Origin of the sequence: Shewanella sp. M16, from assembly GCF_018224605.1 — a bacterium.
GTDB classification, from domain to species: Bacteria; Pseudomonadota; Gammaproteobacteria; order Enterobacterales; family Shewanellaceae; genus Shewanella; species Shewanella oncorhynchi.
Genome location: NZ_JAGTUL010000028.1, coordinates 14291 through 30051, shown reverse-complemented (window position 1 = coordinate 30051; position 15761 = coordinate 14291). Strand labels below are relative to the sequence as shown.

17 protein-coding genes are annotated in these 15761 nt (G+C 43.7%); 16 read left to right on the top strand and 1 reads right to left on the bottom strand.

The features are described 5' to 3' along the window. The first annotated feature begins 409 nt into the window (after positions 1-409). The 5 genes from rpmH (at position 410) to mnmE (ending at position 4240) form a co-directional block, all read left to right on the top strand. Complete coding sequence (gene rpmH / locus KFE26_RS17110) at positions 410-547, top strand: 50S ribosomal protein L34 (protein ID WP_006083827.1); 138 nt, start codon at positions 410-412, stop codon at positions 545-547. Positions 548-562: 15 nt separating this feature from the next. Then, a complete protein-coding gene (gene rnpA, locus KFE26_RS17105; protein WP_105250802.1) occupies positions 563-919 on the top strand; it encodes a ribonuclease P protein component in 357 nt (118 codons plus the stop codon). Further along, positions 886-1140: a membrane protein insertion efficiency factor YidD gene (gene yidD, locus KFE26_RS17100; protein WP_006083829.1), complete on the top strand. Its 255-nt coding sequence runs from the start codon at positions 886-888 to the stop codon at positions 1138-1140. The genes rnpA and yidD overlap by 34 nt, the downstream gene beginning before the upstream one ends. A 3-nt stretch (positions 1141-1143) precedes the next feature. Then, positions 1144-2772 (top strand): membrane protein insertase YidC, encoded by a 1629-nt coding sequence (yidC, locus tag KFE26_RS17095; protein ID WP_105250801.1) that lies wholly within the window; start codon positions 1144-1146, stop codon positions 2770-2772. 106 nt (positions 2773-2878) lie between these two features. Continuing rightward, complete coding sequence (gene mnmE, locus KFE26_RS17090) at positions 2879-4240, top strand: tRNA uridine-5-carboxymethylaminomethyl(34) synthesis GTPase MnmE (protein WP_212601126.1); 1362 nt, start codon at positions 2879-2881, stop codon at positions 4238-4240. A gap of 84 nt (positions 4241-4324) precedes the next feature. On the opposite strand, the gene KFE26_RS17085 is transcribed toward mnmE, so the two are convergent. Beyond that, positions 4325-5878 carry an oligopeptide:H+ symporter gene (locus KFE26_RS17085; RefSeq protein WP_131524519.1) on the bottom strand — a complete coding sequence of 518 codons (1554 nt, stop codon included), beginning with the start codon at positions 5876-5878 and terminating at the stop codon, positions 4325-4327. 250 nt (positions 5879-6128) lie between these two features. On the opposite strand from KFE26_RS17085, the gene mioC reads away from it, so the two are divergent. From mioC to atpA, 11 genes are all read left to right on the top strand, one after another. Then, positions 6129-6569 (top strand): FMN-binding protein MioC, encoded by a 441-nt coding sequence (gene mioC / locus KFE26_RS17080; RefSeq protein WP_105250799.1) that lies wholly within the window; start codon positions 6129-6131, stop codon positions 6567-6569. Between the two features lie 439 nt (positions 6570-7008). Continuing rightward, positions 7009-8898: a tRNA uridine-5-carboxymethylaminomethyl(34) synthesis enzyme MnmG gene (gene mnmG, locus KFE26_RS17075; protein ID WP_212601125.1), complete on the top strand. Its 1890-nt coding sequence runs from the start codon at positions 7009-7011 to the stop codon at positions 8896-8898. 117 nt (positions 8899-9015) lie between these two features. Further along, entirely contained in the window at positions 9016-9636 is a 621-nt protein-coding gene (gene rsmG, locus KFE26_RS17070) for a 16S rRNA (guanine(527)-N(7))-methyltransferase RsmG (protein WP_173248472.1), read from the top strand. A 73-nt stretch (positions 9637-9709) separates the two neighbouring features. Continuing rightward, positions 9710-10498: a ParA family protein gene (locus KFE26_RS17065; RefSeq protein WP_105250796.1), complete on the top strand. Its 789-nt coding sequence runs from the start codon at positions 9710-9712 to the stop codon at positions 10496-10498. 9 nt (positions 10499-10507) lie between these two features. Then, positions 10508-11386, top strand: coding sequence for a ParB/RepB/Spo0J family partition protein (locus KFE26_RS17060; RefSeq protein WP_105250795.1), 879 nt, complete (start codon positions 10508-10510; stop codon positions 11384-11386). A 225-nt stretch (positions 11387-11611) separates the two neighbouring features. Beyond that, positions 11612-11995, top strand: a complete 384-nt coding sequence (locus KFE26_RS17055) for an ATP synthase subunit I (RefSeq protein WP_105250794.1) — start codon at positions 11612-11614, stop codon at positions 11993-11995. A 12-nt stretch (positions 11996-12007) separates the two neighbouring features. Further along, a complete protein-coding gene (gene atpB / locus KFE26_RS17050) occupies positions 12008-12802 on the top strand; it encodes a F0F1 ATP synthase subunit A (RefSeq protein ID WP_105250793.1) in 795 nt (264 codons plus the stop codon). A 64-nt stretch (positions 12803-12866) separates the two neighbouring features. Further along, positions 12867-13118, top strand: coding sequence for a F0F1 ATP synthase subunit C (atpE, locus tag KFE26_RS17045; protein ID WP_006083840.1), 252 nt, complete (start codon positions 12867-12869; stop codon positions 13116-13118). Between the two features lie 37 nt (positions 13119-13155). Then, a complete protein-coding gene (gene atpF, locus KFE26_RS17040; RefSeq protein WP_006083841.1) occupies positions 13156-13626 on the top strand; it encodes a F0F1 ATP synthase subunit B in 471 nt (156 codons plus the stop codon). Positions 13627-13641: 15 nt separating this feature from the next. Then, positions 13642-14175 (top strand): F0F1 ATP synthase subunit delta, encoded by a 534-nt coding sequence (atpH, locus tag KFE26_RS17035; protein WP_006083842.1) that lies wholly within the window; start codon positions 13642-13644, stop codon positions 14173-14175. 14 nt (positions 14176-14189) lie between these two features. Further along, complete coding sequence (gene atpA / locus KFE26_RS17030) at positions 14190-15731, top strand: F0F1 ATP synthase subunit alpha (RefSeq protein ID WP_168827626.1); 1542 nt, start codon at positions 14190-14192, stop codon at positions 15729-15731. The last annotated feature ends 30 nt before the right edge of the window (positions 15732-15761 follow it).

The window sequence follows — 15761 nt, the reverse complement described above, 5'->3', positions numbered from 1 at the left end:
ATTCTATAGCGAGATCTCAAGGATCGCTATCCTTAAAAAATATTTATCCCCAGCGAGATCATTCTATGTGGATATCCTCGATCATCAAAGATCCAAAACGATCCTTTTATTCAGCACTAACCGCAAATCCTGCTTTATTAAGCGATCCACATTGATCTATAATGGCGCCCCTTCGATCGGCTCGAAGATCCCCTGCACTACTACATGTAGTGTCCGTACACAGAGTTATCCACATCTTATGGTGTATTCTGGGGGTTGATCTAAGGATACGCTGGCAGAAATAAAGCACTTACTTACTTTCGTTGTTGACGTGACTAAGTATTGTGATTACAATTCGGCCTCTTTTTTGCCCTTACCTCTATCCTAGAGATAAGGATATGTTCACTAATAACAAAGACGGATTGCCATCATGAGTAAACGTACTTTTCAACCTAGCAACCTGAAGCGCAAGCGTTCTCACGGCTTCCGCGCTCGTATGGCTACTGTAGGCGGCCGTAAGGTGCTTGCACGTCGTCGTGCGAAAGGTCGCGCTCGTTTATCTGCTTAATAAGTGGGTAACTAGTTGACTAGCTATACCTTTTCGCGGGAGTTACGTTTGTTAACTCCCGCGCAATTTAAATCTGTATTTTCCAATCCCATCAAAGCATCTTCTGCTGAAATTACCTTGCTCGCTATTCCTAACACGGAACAACATCCGCGTATGGGCCTTACTGTTGCTAAACGCTATGTAAAACGCGCCAATCAACGTAACCGTATTAAGCGCGTGATCAGAGATAGTTTTCGCTTAAATCAACACGACATTCCTCATCTTGATATTGTTGTGCTTGTCAGAAATGGCGTGATGGAAATGGAAAACGCTGAAATCAACAAATTGATAGAAAAGCTATGGCGCAAACTCAGTCGCCGCTACAATGGCTAGCGACCACGTTAATTCGTGGCTATCAAGTATTCATAAGCCCTATACTGGGCCCTCGATGCCGTTTCAATCCCACCTGCTCTCACTACGCTATTGAAGCAATAAAAGTGCATGGAACCGCGAAAGGTTGTTGGTTTGCATTGAAACGCATATTAAAATGTCACCCTTTACATCCCGGCGGTAGTGATCCCGTCCCCCCTAAAAATGATAGGTGTAATAAATAGGCTATGGAATCTCAACGCAATATATTGCTCATAGGACTACTGTTTGTCAGCTTTTTGCTGTGGCAACAGTGGCAAGCAGACAAAGCTCCTAAACCCGTTGCAACCGAATCGTCCTTAGTGGCGAACGCGGCAAGCTCGCACAGTGCCGATGTTCCAGAAGCTGATACAGGTGTTCCTGCTGCAGCAGTTACTGCAAACAGCAAACTGATTACGGTAAAAACAGATCAGTTAGACATTCAGATCAATCCAGTGGGTGGTGACATCGTTTTTGCTGCGTTAGTTTCGCACAAAAAAGAACTAGAGAAAGATCAACCATTCGTATTGCTTGAGCAAACGAATGATTTCACTTATATCGCTCAAAGTGGCCTAATTGGTCGCGATGGTATCGATAGCAGCGCAAAAGGCCGTGCCGCATTTAGCACAACGGCAACTGAATATACCTTAGCCGAAGGCCAAGATACCTTAGAAGTACCGTTAACTTATATCGCTGACAATGGTGTGACTTACACTAAAGTGTTCGTATTCCATCGCGGTAAGTTCAACATAGATGTTGACTATAAAATCAACAACACTTCAGCAGCACCGCTGCAAGTTCAGATGTACGGTCAGATTAAACAAACGATCAAGCCATCTGAAAGCAGCATGATGATGCCTACCTATCGTGGTGGTGCGTTCTCAACGAATGATGTGCGCTATGAAAAATACAACTTTGACGACATGGCCAAAAGTAACCTGAACCAAGCCACTTTAGGCGGTTGGGCAGCCATGTTACAACACTATTTCGTTTCAGCTTGGGTACCACCCGCAACTGACAGCAACACCATTTTTTCTAGTGTCAGTGCTGGCGGTTTAGCTAATATTGGTTTCCGCGGCGCGGTATACGATATTGCACCTGGTGCCAGCCAAGAAATTAGCTCACAGTTCTATGTTGGTCCTAAGGATCAAGCGGCACTGTCAGCGATTTCTGAAACCTTAAACCTAGTGGTCGATTACGGTTTCTTATGGTGGTTAGCGGTTCCTATTCACTGGCTATTGATGTTCTATCAATCATTCGTCGGTAACTGGGGTGTGGCAATTATTCTAATCACGTTAACCGTTCGTGGTTTACTGTTCCCGCTGACAAAAGCACAGTACACCTCAATGGCGAAGATGCGTAATCTGCAACCTAAGCTGACAGATTTAAAAGAACGCTTTGGTGATGACCGTCAAAAGATGGGTCAAGCCATGATGGAACTGTATAAGAAAGAAAAAGTTAACCCTATGGGTGGCTGTTTACCTATTATTTTACAGATGCCAATCTTCATTGCTTTATACTGGGTATTGCTAGAAAGCTTCGAATTACGTCATGCACCATTTATGCTGTGGATCCACGATTTATCGGTACAAGATCCTTACTACATACTGCCGCTGCTGATGGGCGTCTCTATGTTTGTAATGCAGAAGATGCAACCAATTGCGCCGACAATGGATCCAATGCAAGTGAAAATGATGCAATGGATGCCAGTAATCTTTACCGTATTCTTCCTGTGGTTCCCATCAGGTCTAGTACTGTACTGGTTAGTAGGTAACATAGTTGCCATCACGCAGCAGAAGATTATTTATGCAGGTCTTGAGAAAAAAGGCTTAAAATAAGCCCTACCTTTAGCAAAGCATAAAGTGAAAATAATACTAAAGGCGGCTTAATTAGCCGCCTTTTCCTTTACATGATTTGGTAGATATTAGTTTGGTGGGTATTTCCGTGACAACTGACACTATCGTGGCTCAAGCCACCGCGCCCGGACGTGGCGGCGTTGGCATCATCCGAATTTCAGGCAACAAGGCCTGTGATGTCGCTATGGCCGTATTGGGTCATCTTCCTAAAACAAGATATGCCGATTATTGCGACTTTAAAAGTGCAACAGGCCAAGTAATCGACCAGGGCATAGCGCTGTTTTTTAAAGGCCCCAATTCCTTTACTGGCGAAGATGTATTGGAACTTCAAGGCCACGGCGGCCAAATCGTTCTAGACATGCTGATCAAACGTGTAATGGAAGTCGGTGGTATTCGAATAGCCAAACCCGGTGAGTTCAGCGAACAAGCCTTTATGAACGACAAGCTAGACTTGACCCAAGCCGAAGCGATTGCCGATCTTATCGATGCCACCAGTGAGCAAGCGGCTAAAAGCGCGCTGCAATCACTCCAAGGTGAATTTTCTAAGGAAGTCCATGAGCTGGTGGATCAAGTCACTAACCTACGTTTATATGTAGAAGCTGCGATTGATTTCCCCGATGAAGAAGTCGACTTTTTAAGTGATGGTAAAATTGCCAATGCACTCTACAAAATCATCGACAAACTTGACCTAGTGCAAGCCAGTGCTAAACAAGGTTCTATCATCCGCGAAGGCATGAAAGTCGTGATCGCGGGTCGTCCTAACGCCGGAAAATCCAGCTTATTAAACGCTTTAGCCGGTAAAGAATCGGCTATCGTTACCGAAATTGCCGGTACAACAAGGGATGTATTACGCGAGCACATCCACTTAGATGGCATGCCACTGCACATTATCGATACCGCAGGTCTACGTGATACGACAGATACCGTTGAACAAATTGGTATAGAACGCGCTTGGAATGAAATAAACAGTGCCGATCGGGTGTTATTTATGGTTGATGGCACCACCACAGCCGCCGTTAATCCCCATGATATTTGGCCTGACTTTGTCGATCGCCTGCCCTCAAATTTAGGTGTGACAGTGATCCGCAATAAAGCCGATCTCACTGGCGAAGACTTAATGATGACAGAGGAACAAGGTTATAGTGTTTACCGGATCTCGGCGAAAACAGGCTTAGGTGTTGAACAGTTAAAGCAGCATTTAAAATCACTCATGGGCTACCAGAGTAACCTCGAAGGTGGCTTTATCGCCCGGCGTCGTCACTTAGAAGCCCTTGAACTCGCCGCAAACCATCTGCAATTGGGTAAAGAACAATTAGAAGTATATCTAGCAGGAGAACTGCTGGCAGAAGAGTTACGCATGTGCCAATTAGCACTATCAGAAATCACTGGCCGCTTCACCTCAGATGATCTCTTAGGCAAAATTTTTAGCTCTTTCTGTATTGGAAAATAACTAACCTTAATATTATTTTCATATAAATCAGCCCATACGATATGGGCTGATTTTTTATCTACAACCGAATATTTCCACCCATCCTCATGATTCGACGTGGCGGTAATGATCTTGCATTTGATAGGATCTTGCATAAAGCGCAAACATCAATGCCGCCAAGATGGCAAAACCTGCGAAGAAAAACATCTGAAATGCGGTAATGCTGATCCCCGTCTGGGCAATTTGTTCGGTCACAGCCGGACTTTTCACACTGACGTTCGCCAGTAACACCCATAAGTTACCGACGGTCACTGATAAGGTCCAAAAACTCATGATAGTGCCTTTCATGGCTTTAGGCGCTTGGCTGTAGGCAAACTCTAGCCCAGTGGCAGAGACTAATACTTCACCAAAGGTGAGCAAAGCATAGGGCACAATCTGCCAAAAGATTGATAATACCGAGCCGCCATCCATCACCAATTGAATGCTACCAACGACTATCCAACTCACGCCCGTGATGGCAATCCCTGCCCCCATTTTACGCAAAGCAGTTAACTTTATACCCATGCGCTCAATCGCCGGATATAACACAAAGTTATTAAATGGGATCAGTAACATAACTAATAATGGGTTTAAAGCTTGCATCATAGCGGGTTCAAACCATTCCGGTTTAGACATGTCATTGGCTTGCAATATCCAAGTGGACGCTTTCTGATCGAACAAAGACCAAAAAGGAGTCACTAACGCAAATAAGATTAAGATCCGTAGTACTGAACGCACCCCATCAACGGCGATATCCGGATGGATCCCCCTAGCGCGTTCGAGTTGCAATGAAGCCCCAGCGCCAACAAATCCCATCACTAGCACTAACGCACAACACAAACCAGCAACGATACCTAAGGTTGGAATATTCACTAAGGCATACGCTGCAGAAATTATCCCAACTAAAGCTAACACTAAACCTATGTTGGCTTGACCAGCGATTTTAGTGAGCAATGCGGTACGAATAACGGGTAAAAAACCATGGGGATTTTTCGGCTCGGGTGGCATATGCACATAACGTTTTCGACCTAACCAGAAGAACACAGTTGCAATAAACATTAAGACACCAGGGATCCCAAATGCGACCGCAGCACCATAATATTTCAATAGTAATGGCATAGATAACGAGGCAAAGAAGGAGCCAAAGTTAATCGTAAAATAAAACAGATCAAACGCTTTCTGCGCCAATGTTTTATTGGTTTGATCAAATTGATCTCCCATAAAGGAAGAAACCAAGGGCTTAATCCCACCCGATCCGAGCGCAATTAAAAATAATCCCGTATAAAACCCTTGAATACTGTGTTCAAAAATAGCGAGAAATGCATGGCCAACACAATAAATTAAACTTAACCATAAGATAGTATTGTATTTACCGAAAAAACGATCGGCAATCCAACCACCGAGTAACGGGAAAAAATACACTCCAATGACAAAGGAATGGAACACATCCTTAGCCATAGTTCCGCGCAGTTCTTCTGGAATAGACAACAAAAGTGCTGTCATCAAGAATGGGGTAAGAATATTCCGCATACCGTAAAAGCTAAAACGTTCACAAGCTTCACTGGCTATGATGTAAGGAATTTGCCGTGGCCACTGGGGCGCATTTACGGGTGTTGTCATGGACCATCCTATTATAATTATTTGATTTTAAATGAAATTAACTTTTTAAATATATTAATTATGTATCAAGAAGCTAAAGGTAACATGTAAGCGAAACCAACCTTATATAAAGGATGCAAAAACTGCAAAAATCACGTATTGCTTCTGTGGTCCTATCCACATTTCCTTTATGATGAACATAATAATAGCCATTCAGCTATCTATTTAATTGAAATTAGTTTTAAAAACAACAACACACTGAGAAATCATAATGGCAAAGATTGAAGTAATCGTTGGTACAACATTGGGCAGTGCAGAGTATGTTGCCGACGAAATGATGGCCCAATTAACGGAGCAAGGACACCAAGTTCAAGTTCATTTAACCCCAACATTGTGCGAAATAGACACCCATGCACTGTGGATTATCGTGTCATCAACTCATGGAGCTGGTGATCTTCCAGATAATATTCAGCCTTTTTTCAACGAAATTACCGAGCAAAAACCGGATCTCAGCCAAGTAAACTTTGCCTTATGTGCAATTGGTGACTCAAGTTACGATACCTTTTGCCAAGGCCCAGAAAAATTAATTTCGGCTATTCAAGACTGCGATGCAAAAGCCTTTGTGGATAAGATCCAGATCGATGTACAGCTTGATCCTGTGCCGGAAGACCCAGCCCTTGCATGGTTAGCACAATGGCAACAGGACATTTAAGATCGCTTATTGGATAAGGTCCCGATCTATGTACAGTTTAGATCCTATTTATCCACAATTTACTTATTTAAAGTATAAACATGTGGATAAGCTATTATTTAGATCTGATCAACCTCTGTACTATTCACAGTCCGATCTGCTTAATGATCCACCTTGTGGATAAGTAGGCGATCTATCCCCATGTTTAATGACATTAGATCGCGATCAGATCACAGGATCAAGATCGCGCTAATTAATGATTTATATAATGAATTTGGGTTATGCACAGAAAAACGCGATCCTAATAGTAAACATAATAAGAAGATCTATATAAAGATCTTAAGATCTATTAGTCCGGATCATCTCGATCGAACAGCGTAAAATGATCATTCACCTAAGACGAAGCAAATGCTAAAATGCTCGGCTCGTACTGAGTCTCTTAGCAATTGAAGGTAGTGGCATGCATTTTCATGAACGGTTTGATGTTATTGTTGTTGGTGGTGGTCATGCCGGAACTGAAGCCGCGTTGGCAGCAGCAAGAATGGGATCAAAAACATTATTACTAACGCACAATATCGATACGTTAGGACAAATGTCTTGTAATCCAGCGATCGGTGGCATAGGCAAAGGCCATTTAGTGAAAGAAATTGACGCCTTAGGTGGTGCAATGGCAATCGCAACCGATTATGCAGGGATCCAATTTAGAACCTTAAATTCAAGTAAAGGCCCAGCAGTACGAGCAACACGAGCACAGGCTGACCGTGCACTGTATCGTCAAAAAATCCAAAATATATTACAAAACCAACCTAACTTACGTATTTTCCAACAAGCCGTAGATGACTTAATTGTTGAAAATCATCAAGTAGTTGGCGTGGTTACCCAAATGGGTTTAGCTTTTGAATCTCCAGCTGTTGTATTAACAACAGGTACATTCTTAAGCGGCAAAATTCATATAGGCTTAGAAAACTACAGCGGTGGCCGTGCAGGCGATCCACCAGCGATTGCTTTAGCAAATCGATTACGTGAATTACCGATCCGAGTCGGCCGTTTAAAAACAGGTACACCGCCACGTATCGATGCAAACACGATCGATTTTTCTCAAATGGCTGAACAGAGAGGCGATTCTCCGTTACCTGTCATGTCATTTATGGGGGATGTCAGTCATCATCCAAAACAGATTTCTTGCTGGATCACTCACACCAATGAAAAAACACATGAAATTATTCGTGGTGGTTTAGACAGAAGCCCTATGTATTCAGGGGTCATCGAAGGTATTGGTCCACGTTATTGCCCATCGATTGAAGACAAGATCCACCGCTTTGCGGATAAATCTTCGCATCAGATCTTCATCGAACCAGAAGGTTTAAATACCAATGAGATCTATCCTAACGGGATCTCAACTAGCTTACCTTTCGATGTACAGTTGAACTTAGTACGTTCGATCAAAGGCATGGAAAACGCAGAAATCATGCGTCCAGGTTATGCGATCGAATACGATTATTTCGATCCAAGAGATCTGAAAAACTCATTAGAAACCAAAGCGATCAACGGTTTATTCTTCGCTGGCCAAATAAACGGCACTACAGGTTATGAAGAAGCCGGTGCTCAAGGTTTATTAGCAGGCATGAATGCCTCACTGCAAGTGCAAGGCAAAGAAGCCTGGTGTCCACGCCGTGACGAAGCGTATCTTGGTGTGTTAGTTGACGATTTATCGACTCTGGGTACCAAAGAACCGTACCGTATGTTTACTAGCCGTGCCGAATACCGTTTGCTACTCCGTGAAGATAACGCTGATATTCGCTTAACGGCAAAAGGTCGCGAATTAGGTTTAGTTGACGACACTCGCTGGGCGGCATTTAGTGAGAAGTTAGAATCGATCGAACTTGAGTTACAACGTTTGCGCGCTCAATGGGTGCATCCAAATTCACCTTTGATCCATGCGTTAAACCCACACTTGAATACGCCGATCTCTCGCGAAGCATCATTTGAAGAATTACTGCGTCGTCCAGAAATGGATTACAGCAAGTTGATGCAGATCGAAGGTTTTGGTCCAGGGCTTGAAGATCCACAGGCGGCTGAGCAAGTTCAGATCCAAGTTAAGTATTCTGGTTATATTCAACGTCAGCAGGAAGAGATCAACAAAGCTGTGCGTAATGAGAACACTGGTTTACCTTTGACGCTCGATTACAAAGAAGTACCGGGCTTGTCGAACGAGGTGATTGCTAAGTTAAATAACCATAAACCAGAAACTATAGGCCAAGCCTCACGGATCTCTGGTATTACGCCTGCGGCTATTTCAATTTTGTTGGTTCATCTCAAAAAGCGTGGCTTATTACGTAAGAGTGCGTAAAAGCTAGCTTAATCGCTGCTTAGGTCATAGAAGGGAAGCATTCAGGCTTCCCTTCATCGTTTTCGGGCTTCATAATAGCCTTCGCGTTCATAATCGTATCTTTGTTGAGGTTGCTCAGTGTTATCTGCCCAGTTAGAGGCTTATTTAGCCGAAATTAATTTGCCCGCCACCGCCGAGCAGAAAAAACAACTAATTGATTTTGTTGGCATGCTCAACAAATGGAATAAAGCCTATAACCTGACATCGGTGAGAGATCCCGAAGCTATGCTGATCCGTCATATCATGGACAGTTTAGTGGTTTCAAAACACCTGCAAGGTGAACGTTTTATCGATGTAGGCACTGGACCGGGTTTACCTGGGATCCCGTTAGCCATTATGAATCCCGATAAACAATTTGTGTTATTGGACAGCTTAGGTAAACGTATTCGTTTTCAAAAACAAGTGTCCTTTGAATTAGGCATACATAACATCAGCTCAGTTGAAAGCCGCGTAGAAGCTTATCAACCGGAGGATAAATTCGACGGCGTATTAAGTCGTGCATTTGCCTCAATCCAAGATATGCTGACTTGGTGCCATCATCTCCCCGCCGAACATGGACAGTTTTATGCACTTAAAGGCCAGTTGAATGATGAAGAGATGCAACATATTCCAAGTGGATTTGTGGTGAAAGAAGTTATCGAGCTTAAGGTGCCTAAACTCGATGAAAAAAGACATTTATTGAAGATAATCAAAGAATAACAGGCTTAAAAGTGATAAATAAATCATTTATAAGCAAGGGCAATAAACCAGCATTTACATACAGGGTGATATTGTGGGTAAAGTGATTGCCGTGGCTAACCAGAAAGGTGGCGTAGGAAAAACAACTACTTGCGTTAACCTCGCCGCTTCGTTAGCAGCAACAAAACGTAAAGTATTATTGATCGATCTCGATCCTCAAGGTAATGCCACCATGGGGAGCGGTGTCGATAAGTATGACGTAGCTAATACAGCTTATGAATTATTGGTTGAAGAAAAATCCTTCGACGAGATCGTCATTAAAAACACTGCGGGTAAGTATGATCTGATCGCCAGTAATGGCGATGTCACTGCGGCAGAAATCAAATTGATGGAGTTTTTTGCCCGTGAGATTCGTTTGCGTAACGCACTCGCACCGATCAAAGATCAATATGATTATATCTTTATCGACTGCCCTCCTTCATTGAACATGTTGACCGTAAACGCTATGTCTGCGGCCGACTCTGTACTCGTGCCTATGCAGTGTGAATATTATGCCCTCGAAGGCTTAACTGCGCTGATTGATACCATCACTAAGCTTGCTGCTATGGTTAATCCTGGACTTGGTATCGAAGGCATTTTACGTACTATGTATGATCCGCGTAATCGTTTGTCTAATGATGTGTCCGATCAGCTAAAACAGCATTTTGGTGACAAAGTCTACCGTACTGTTATCCCACGTAATGTGAGGCTAGCAGAAGCACCAAGTTTTGGAGCGCCTGCTATGTATTACGATAAATCGAGTGCTGGCGCTAAGGCGTATCTAGCGCTTGCGGGTGAAATGATCCGTCGTTCAGAACAACAAACTCAGGCTAAGCAAGCGTAAAGGATCACCATGACGTTAAAGAAAAGAGGATTAGGCAAAGGGTTAGATGCCCTACTGAGTAACAGCCATGCCGCCAGTAAAAAGCACACTGACGAAGCTGATGTTGTCGATAAAAAAGAAGAGCTTATCCATCTCGATTTAGACTTATTACAGCCAGGTAAATATCAACCTCGTAAAGACATGTCCCCTGAAGCGTTGGAAGAACTGGCACACTCTATCCGCAACCAAGGCATTATTCAGCCTATCGTTGTGAGACAAGTAACGAATAACATGTATGAGATCATTGCGGGTGAACGTCGTTGGCGTGCTGCGCAACTTGCTGGCTTGAATAAAATCCCCTGCATTGTAAAGCAAGTAGCTGATGAAGCCGCTGTTGCTATTGCTTTGATTGAAAACATCCAGCGTGAAGACTTAAATGCCATGGAAGAAGCCATTGCATTGCAACGTTTAATGCAAGAGTTTGAACTGACTCACCAACAGGTTGCCGATGTTGTGGGAAAATCCAGAGCGAGTGTATCTAACTTGTTACGTTTAAACGGCCTAAATGAGCCTGTTAAGCGTCTACTCGAGTATGGCGACATTGATATGGGTCATGCTCGCGCTTTGTTGGCAATTGAGGGAGAAGAACAAACAAATCTTGCGAGATTAGTGGCCGCTAAGGAATTAACCGTTCGCGAAACTGAACGATTAATTAATCAAACCTTAAATCCGCCTAAACAAGCCGAAACTACGACTAAAGATCAAGATGTTTGTCGTTTAGAGCAGCAGTTAATTGAAAGATTAGGTGCCAAGGTTTCGATCGCTCATAGCAGTAAGGGCACGGGTAAAATTGTAATTAACTATCAGAATCTGGCTGAATTAGACGGAATTCTTAGTAAAATTCATTAATGTCTGTAGATTAACAGTTTTTAATGTAAATTTGTGACAGATGCTAATCTTACATTTTAACTCGTTTGGCGCGAGATCACGTTAAAAGTGTTGTTTTTCCTTATCTCAAAGTTGCAATGAAGGCGTGAAAAGGTATACTTTCGCAAGCTTTTTGTGCATCGACATAAATACGGGTATTTGTCATCCGGTCATCGAAACAAAAAGTATGAATGCGGAGAGGATGAATTGAGTAAGGTTTTAGCGCGTCGTGGCCGGTGGTCAGCCTATAAATTGGTGATGATGCAGGCGGCGGTCGCTGGGGGTGCTTCAATTCTCTTTTTCGCCGTGTGGGGAGTTCAGTTTGGCTATTCTGCATTAGCAGGTGGTTCAATCGCTGTGCTCCCTAATTTTGTATTCGCAACCCTCGCTTTCTCCCACACGGGAGCAAGTTCAGCTGCAAAAGTCATAAAGACTTTTTACTGGGGGGAAGCGGTAAAGTTGCTGTTAACCATCGCAATGTTTTCGTTTGTGTTTATCAATCTTAAGGTCGCTTTTATGCCGCTTTTTGTTTGTTATGTGCTGACGCTAATCGTGCATTGGACAGCTCCTTTATACTTCAAGCAAAGTTAAGTGGGATGAATCATGGCTGCAACTGGTGAAGCGTTAACACCGCAGGGCTATATCCAACATCACCTTACCAACTTAAGTGTTGGTGAAGGCTTTTGGACATGGCACATTGATTCGTTGTTCTTTTCGGTTGGTCTTGGTGTTCTGTTCCTGTGGATTTTCCGCAGCGTTGGTAAAAAAGCGACTTCCGGTGTTCCTGGCAAACTGCAATGTTTTGTTGAGATTATCGTCGAGTTCGTAAATAACAGCGTGAAAGAAAGTTTTCATGGTCGCAATGCTCTGATCGCGCCTTTAGCTCTGACCATTTTTGTATGGGTATTCATGATGAACTTCATGGATATGATCCCTGTAGATTGGCTGCCTCACGCAGCAAGTTTAATGGGTATTCCCTATCTAAAAGCGGTTCCGACGACTGATGTTAACATTACCTTTAGCTTAGCTATCGGTGTGTTCGTGCTGATTATTTTTTACAGCATTAAGGTCAAAGGTGTGTCTGGGTTTGTTAAAGAATTGACACTACAGCCCTTTAACCATAAGGCAATGATACCCGTCAACCTCCTATTAGAGACTGTTACTTTGATTGCTAAGCCAATTTCATTGGCATTGCGACTCTTTGGTAACTTGTACGCAGGTGAGTTGATCTTCATCCTTATTGCGCTGATGTATGGTACCAACTTGTTATTATCTACCCTAGGTGTGACTCTGCAACTGGGCTGGTTAATATTCCACATTTTGGTTATCACGCTGCAGGCGTTTATCTTCATGATGTTGACCATTGTTTATTTAAGCATGGCGCATGAAGATCATTAAGGATTGCTGAAGAAATTTTAAACTAAATCATCAACTAATATAGATTTAGATACTGGAGATACAGATGGAAACGATTTTAGGCATGACAGCTATCGCTGTTGCTCTGCTGATTGGTATGGGTGCTCTTGGTACTGCAATCGGTTTCGGCTTATTAGGCGGTAAGTTCTTGGAAGGCGCTGCGCGTCAACCAGAAATGGCTCCTATGCTACAAGTTAAAATGTTCATCGTAGCGGGTCTTCTTGACGCCGTAACTATGATCGGTGTTGGTATCGCATTATTTATGCTATTTACCAACCCACTGGGTGCAATGCTGTAAAAAACGCTTCTGTCTTAACTCTAAATAGGAGGCTGTTGTGAATTTCAACGCTACCCTAATCGGTCAGACGGTCGCCTTTATCATCTTCGTGTGGTTTTGCATGAAGTTTGTATGGCCCCCTTTGATGAATGCCATCGAAGAGCGCCAAAAAAGGATTGCTGACGGTCTAGCTGATGCTGATCGTGCGGTAAAAGACCTGGAGTTGGCACAAGCGAAAGCGACTGACCAACTAAAAGAAGCCAAGGTAACGGCTAATGAAATTATTGAGCAAGCTAACAAGCGTAAAGCTCAAATAGTTGAAGAAGCCAAAACCGAAGCAGACGCTGAGCGTGCTAAAATCATCGCTCAGGGTAAAGCAGAAATTGAAGCTGAACGTAATCGCGTCAAAGAGGATCTGCGTAAGCAGGTTGCTACTCTTGCCATCATGGGTGCTGAGAAGATCCTTGAGCGTTCTATTGATCCAGCCGCCCACAGTGACATAGTTAATAAACTAGTCGCTGAAATTTGATAAGGGAGTTGAGTTATGGCTGAATTAACCACCATCGCTCGCCCTTACGCAAAGGCAGCTTTTGACTTTGCTATTGAACAAGATGCAGTGGATTCTTGGGCTGAAATGCTCACGTTTGCCGCATTGGTGAGTGAAAACGAAACCATGCAACCACTGTTAGCTGGCTCTTTAGCCAGCACTAAGCTCGCAGCACTCTTTATTAGTGTGTGTGGTGAGCAAGTCAATGTGCAAGGTCAGAACCTGATAAAGGTAATGGCTGAAAACGGTCGCTTAAAGGTGCTACCTGCTGTATCTCAGTTATTTACTGAATACCGTAATGAGTGGGCAAAAGAAGTAGAAGCTGATGTGGTTTCTGCAACTGAGCTGAGCTCTGAACAACAACAGCAGATTAGTATTTCTTTAGAGAAACGTCTCGCACGCAAAGTTAAGCTGAATTGTAGCACTGACGCCGCGCTCATCGCCGGTGTAATAATTAAGACAGGAGACCTAGTCATCGATGGCTCGGTCCGCGGTAAGTTATCGCGTCTGTCTGATAAGCTGCAGTCGTAATTGGGAGTTTGAGCATGCAACTGAATTCCACTGAAATCAGCGATCTGATTAAGCAGCGGATCGAGCAGTTCGAAGTCGTTAGCGAATCTCGTAACGAAGGTACTATCGTTGCGGTAAGTGACGGCATCATCCGCATCCACGGCCTAGCCGACGTGATGCAAGGTGAGATGATCGAACTGCCTGGTAACCGTTTTGCAATCGCGTTGAACCTTGAACGTGATTCTGTCGGTGCCGTAGTAATGGGTCCTTATGCTGATTTAGCAGAAGGCGTAAAAGTGAAAACGACTGGCCGTATTCTGGAAGTTCCAGTTGGCCGCGGTCTTCTTGGCCGCGTTGTTAACACTCTAGGTGAGCCAATTGACGGTAAAGGACCTATCGATAACGATGGTTTCTCGCCAATTGAAGTTATCGCACCAGGTGTTATTGAACGTCAGTCTGTTGATCAACCAGTTCAAACTGGTTATAAAGCCGTTGATGCCATGATCCCAATCGGTCGTGGTCAACGTGAATTGATCATTGGCGACCGTCAAACTGGTAAAACAGCAATGGCGATCGACGCAATCATCAACCAGAAAAATTCTGGCATTAAATGTGTGTACGTCGCGATTGGCCAAAAGGCTTCTACTATCGCTAACGTAGTACGCAAGCTAGAAGAACACGGTGCTTTAGCTAACACTATCGTTGTTGTTGCAACTGCTTCTGAAGCCGCTGCTCTACAATACTTAGCGCCATATTCTGGTTGTTCTATGGGTGAATACTTCCGTGACCGCGGTGAAGATTCTTTGATCGTATACGATGATTTGTCTAAGCAAGCAGTTGCTTATCGTCAAATTTCGTTACTGCTCAAGCGTCCACCTGGCCGTGAAGCTTACCCAGGTGACGTATTCTATCTACACTCACGTTTATTAGAGCGTGCATCACGCGTTAACGCGATTTATGTAGAGAAGTTCACTAAAGGTGCAGTAACTGGCAAAACTGGTTCTTTAACCGCGCTGCCGATTATTGAAACGCAAGCGGGTGACGTTTCTGCATTCGTACCGACCAACGTAATTTCTATTACCGATGGTCAGATCTTCCTTGAGACCGATCTGTTTAACTCTGGCCTACGTCCAGCGGTTAACCCAGGTATTTCTGTTTCTCGTGTTGGTGGTGCGGCTCAGACTAAGATCATCAAGAAACTGTCTGGTGGTATTCGTACCGCACTAGCACAGTATCGTGAGCTTGCTGCGTTCTCGCAATTTGCATCTGATCTTGACGATGCAACACGTGCTCAGCTTGAGCATGGTGTGCGTGTTACCGAACTGATGAAGCAAAAGCAATATGCTCCTATGAGCGTAGCCGCTCAAGCTGTGTCTATTTTCTCAGCTGAAAAAGGTTACCTGAAGAGTGTTGAGCTGAATAAGGTCGGTAATTTCGAAGCCGCTCTGCTCTCGTTCATGAACAGCGAGCATGCTCCTTTAATGAAGCTTATCAATGATACTGGCGATTATAGCGCTGATATCGAAGCTGAATTAAAAGCTGGCCTCGACAAGTTCGTAGCAACCCAAACCTGGTAACAATGATAGAGGTGTCTTAAGACACCTCAG

Bases quoted from the DNA above. Each gene is read 5' to 3' on its own strand.
- rpmH (WP_006083827.1), top strand. From the start codon at position 410: ATGAGTAAACGTACTTTTCAACCTAGCAACCTGAAGCGCAAGCGTTCT.
- yidD (WP_006083829.1), top strand. From the start codon at position 886: ATGGCGCAAACTCAGTCGCCGCTACAATGGCTAGCGACCACGTTAATT.
- yidC (WP_105250801.1), top strand. From the start codon at position 1,144: ATGGAATCTCAACGCAATATATTGCTCATAGGACTACTGTTTGTCAGC.
- KFE26_RS17085 (WP_131524519.1), bottom strand. From the start codon at position 5,878: ATGACAACACCCGTAAATGCGCCCCAGTGGCCACGGCAAATTCCTTAC.
- mioC (WP_105250799.1), top strand. From the start codon at position 6,129: ATGGCAAAGATTGAAGTAATCGTTGGTACAACATTGGGCAGTGCAGAG.
- mnmG (WP_212601125.1), top strand. From the start codon at position 7,009: ATGCATTTTCATGAACGGTTTGATGTTATTGTTGTTGGTGGTGGTCAT.
- KFE26_RS17060 (WP_105250795.1), top strand. From the start codon at position 10,508: ATGACGTTAAAGAAAAGAGGATTAGGCAAAGGGTTAGATGCCCTACTG.
- atpB (WP_105250793.1), top strand. From the start codon at position 12,008: ATGGCTGCAACTGGTGAAGCGTTAACACCGCAGGGCTATATCCAACAT.
- atpE (WP_006083840.1), top strand. From the start codon at position 12,867: ATGGAAACGATTTTAGGCATGACAGCTATCGCTGTTGCTCTGCTGATT.
- atpH (WP_006083842.1), top strand. From the start codon at position 13,642: ATGGCTGAATTAACCACCATCGCTCGCCCTTACGCAAAGGCAGCTTTT.
- atpA (WP_168827626.1), top strand. From the start codon at position 14,190: ATGCAACTGAATTCCACTGAAATCAGCGATCTGATTAAGCAGCGGATC.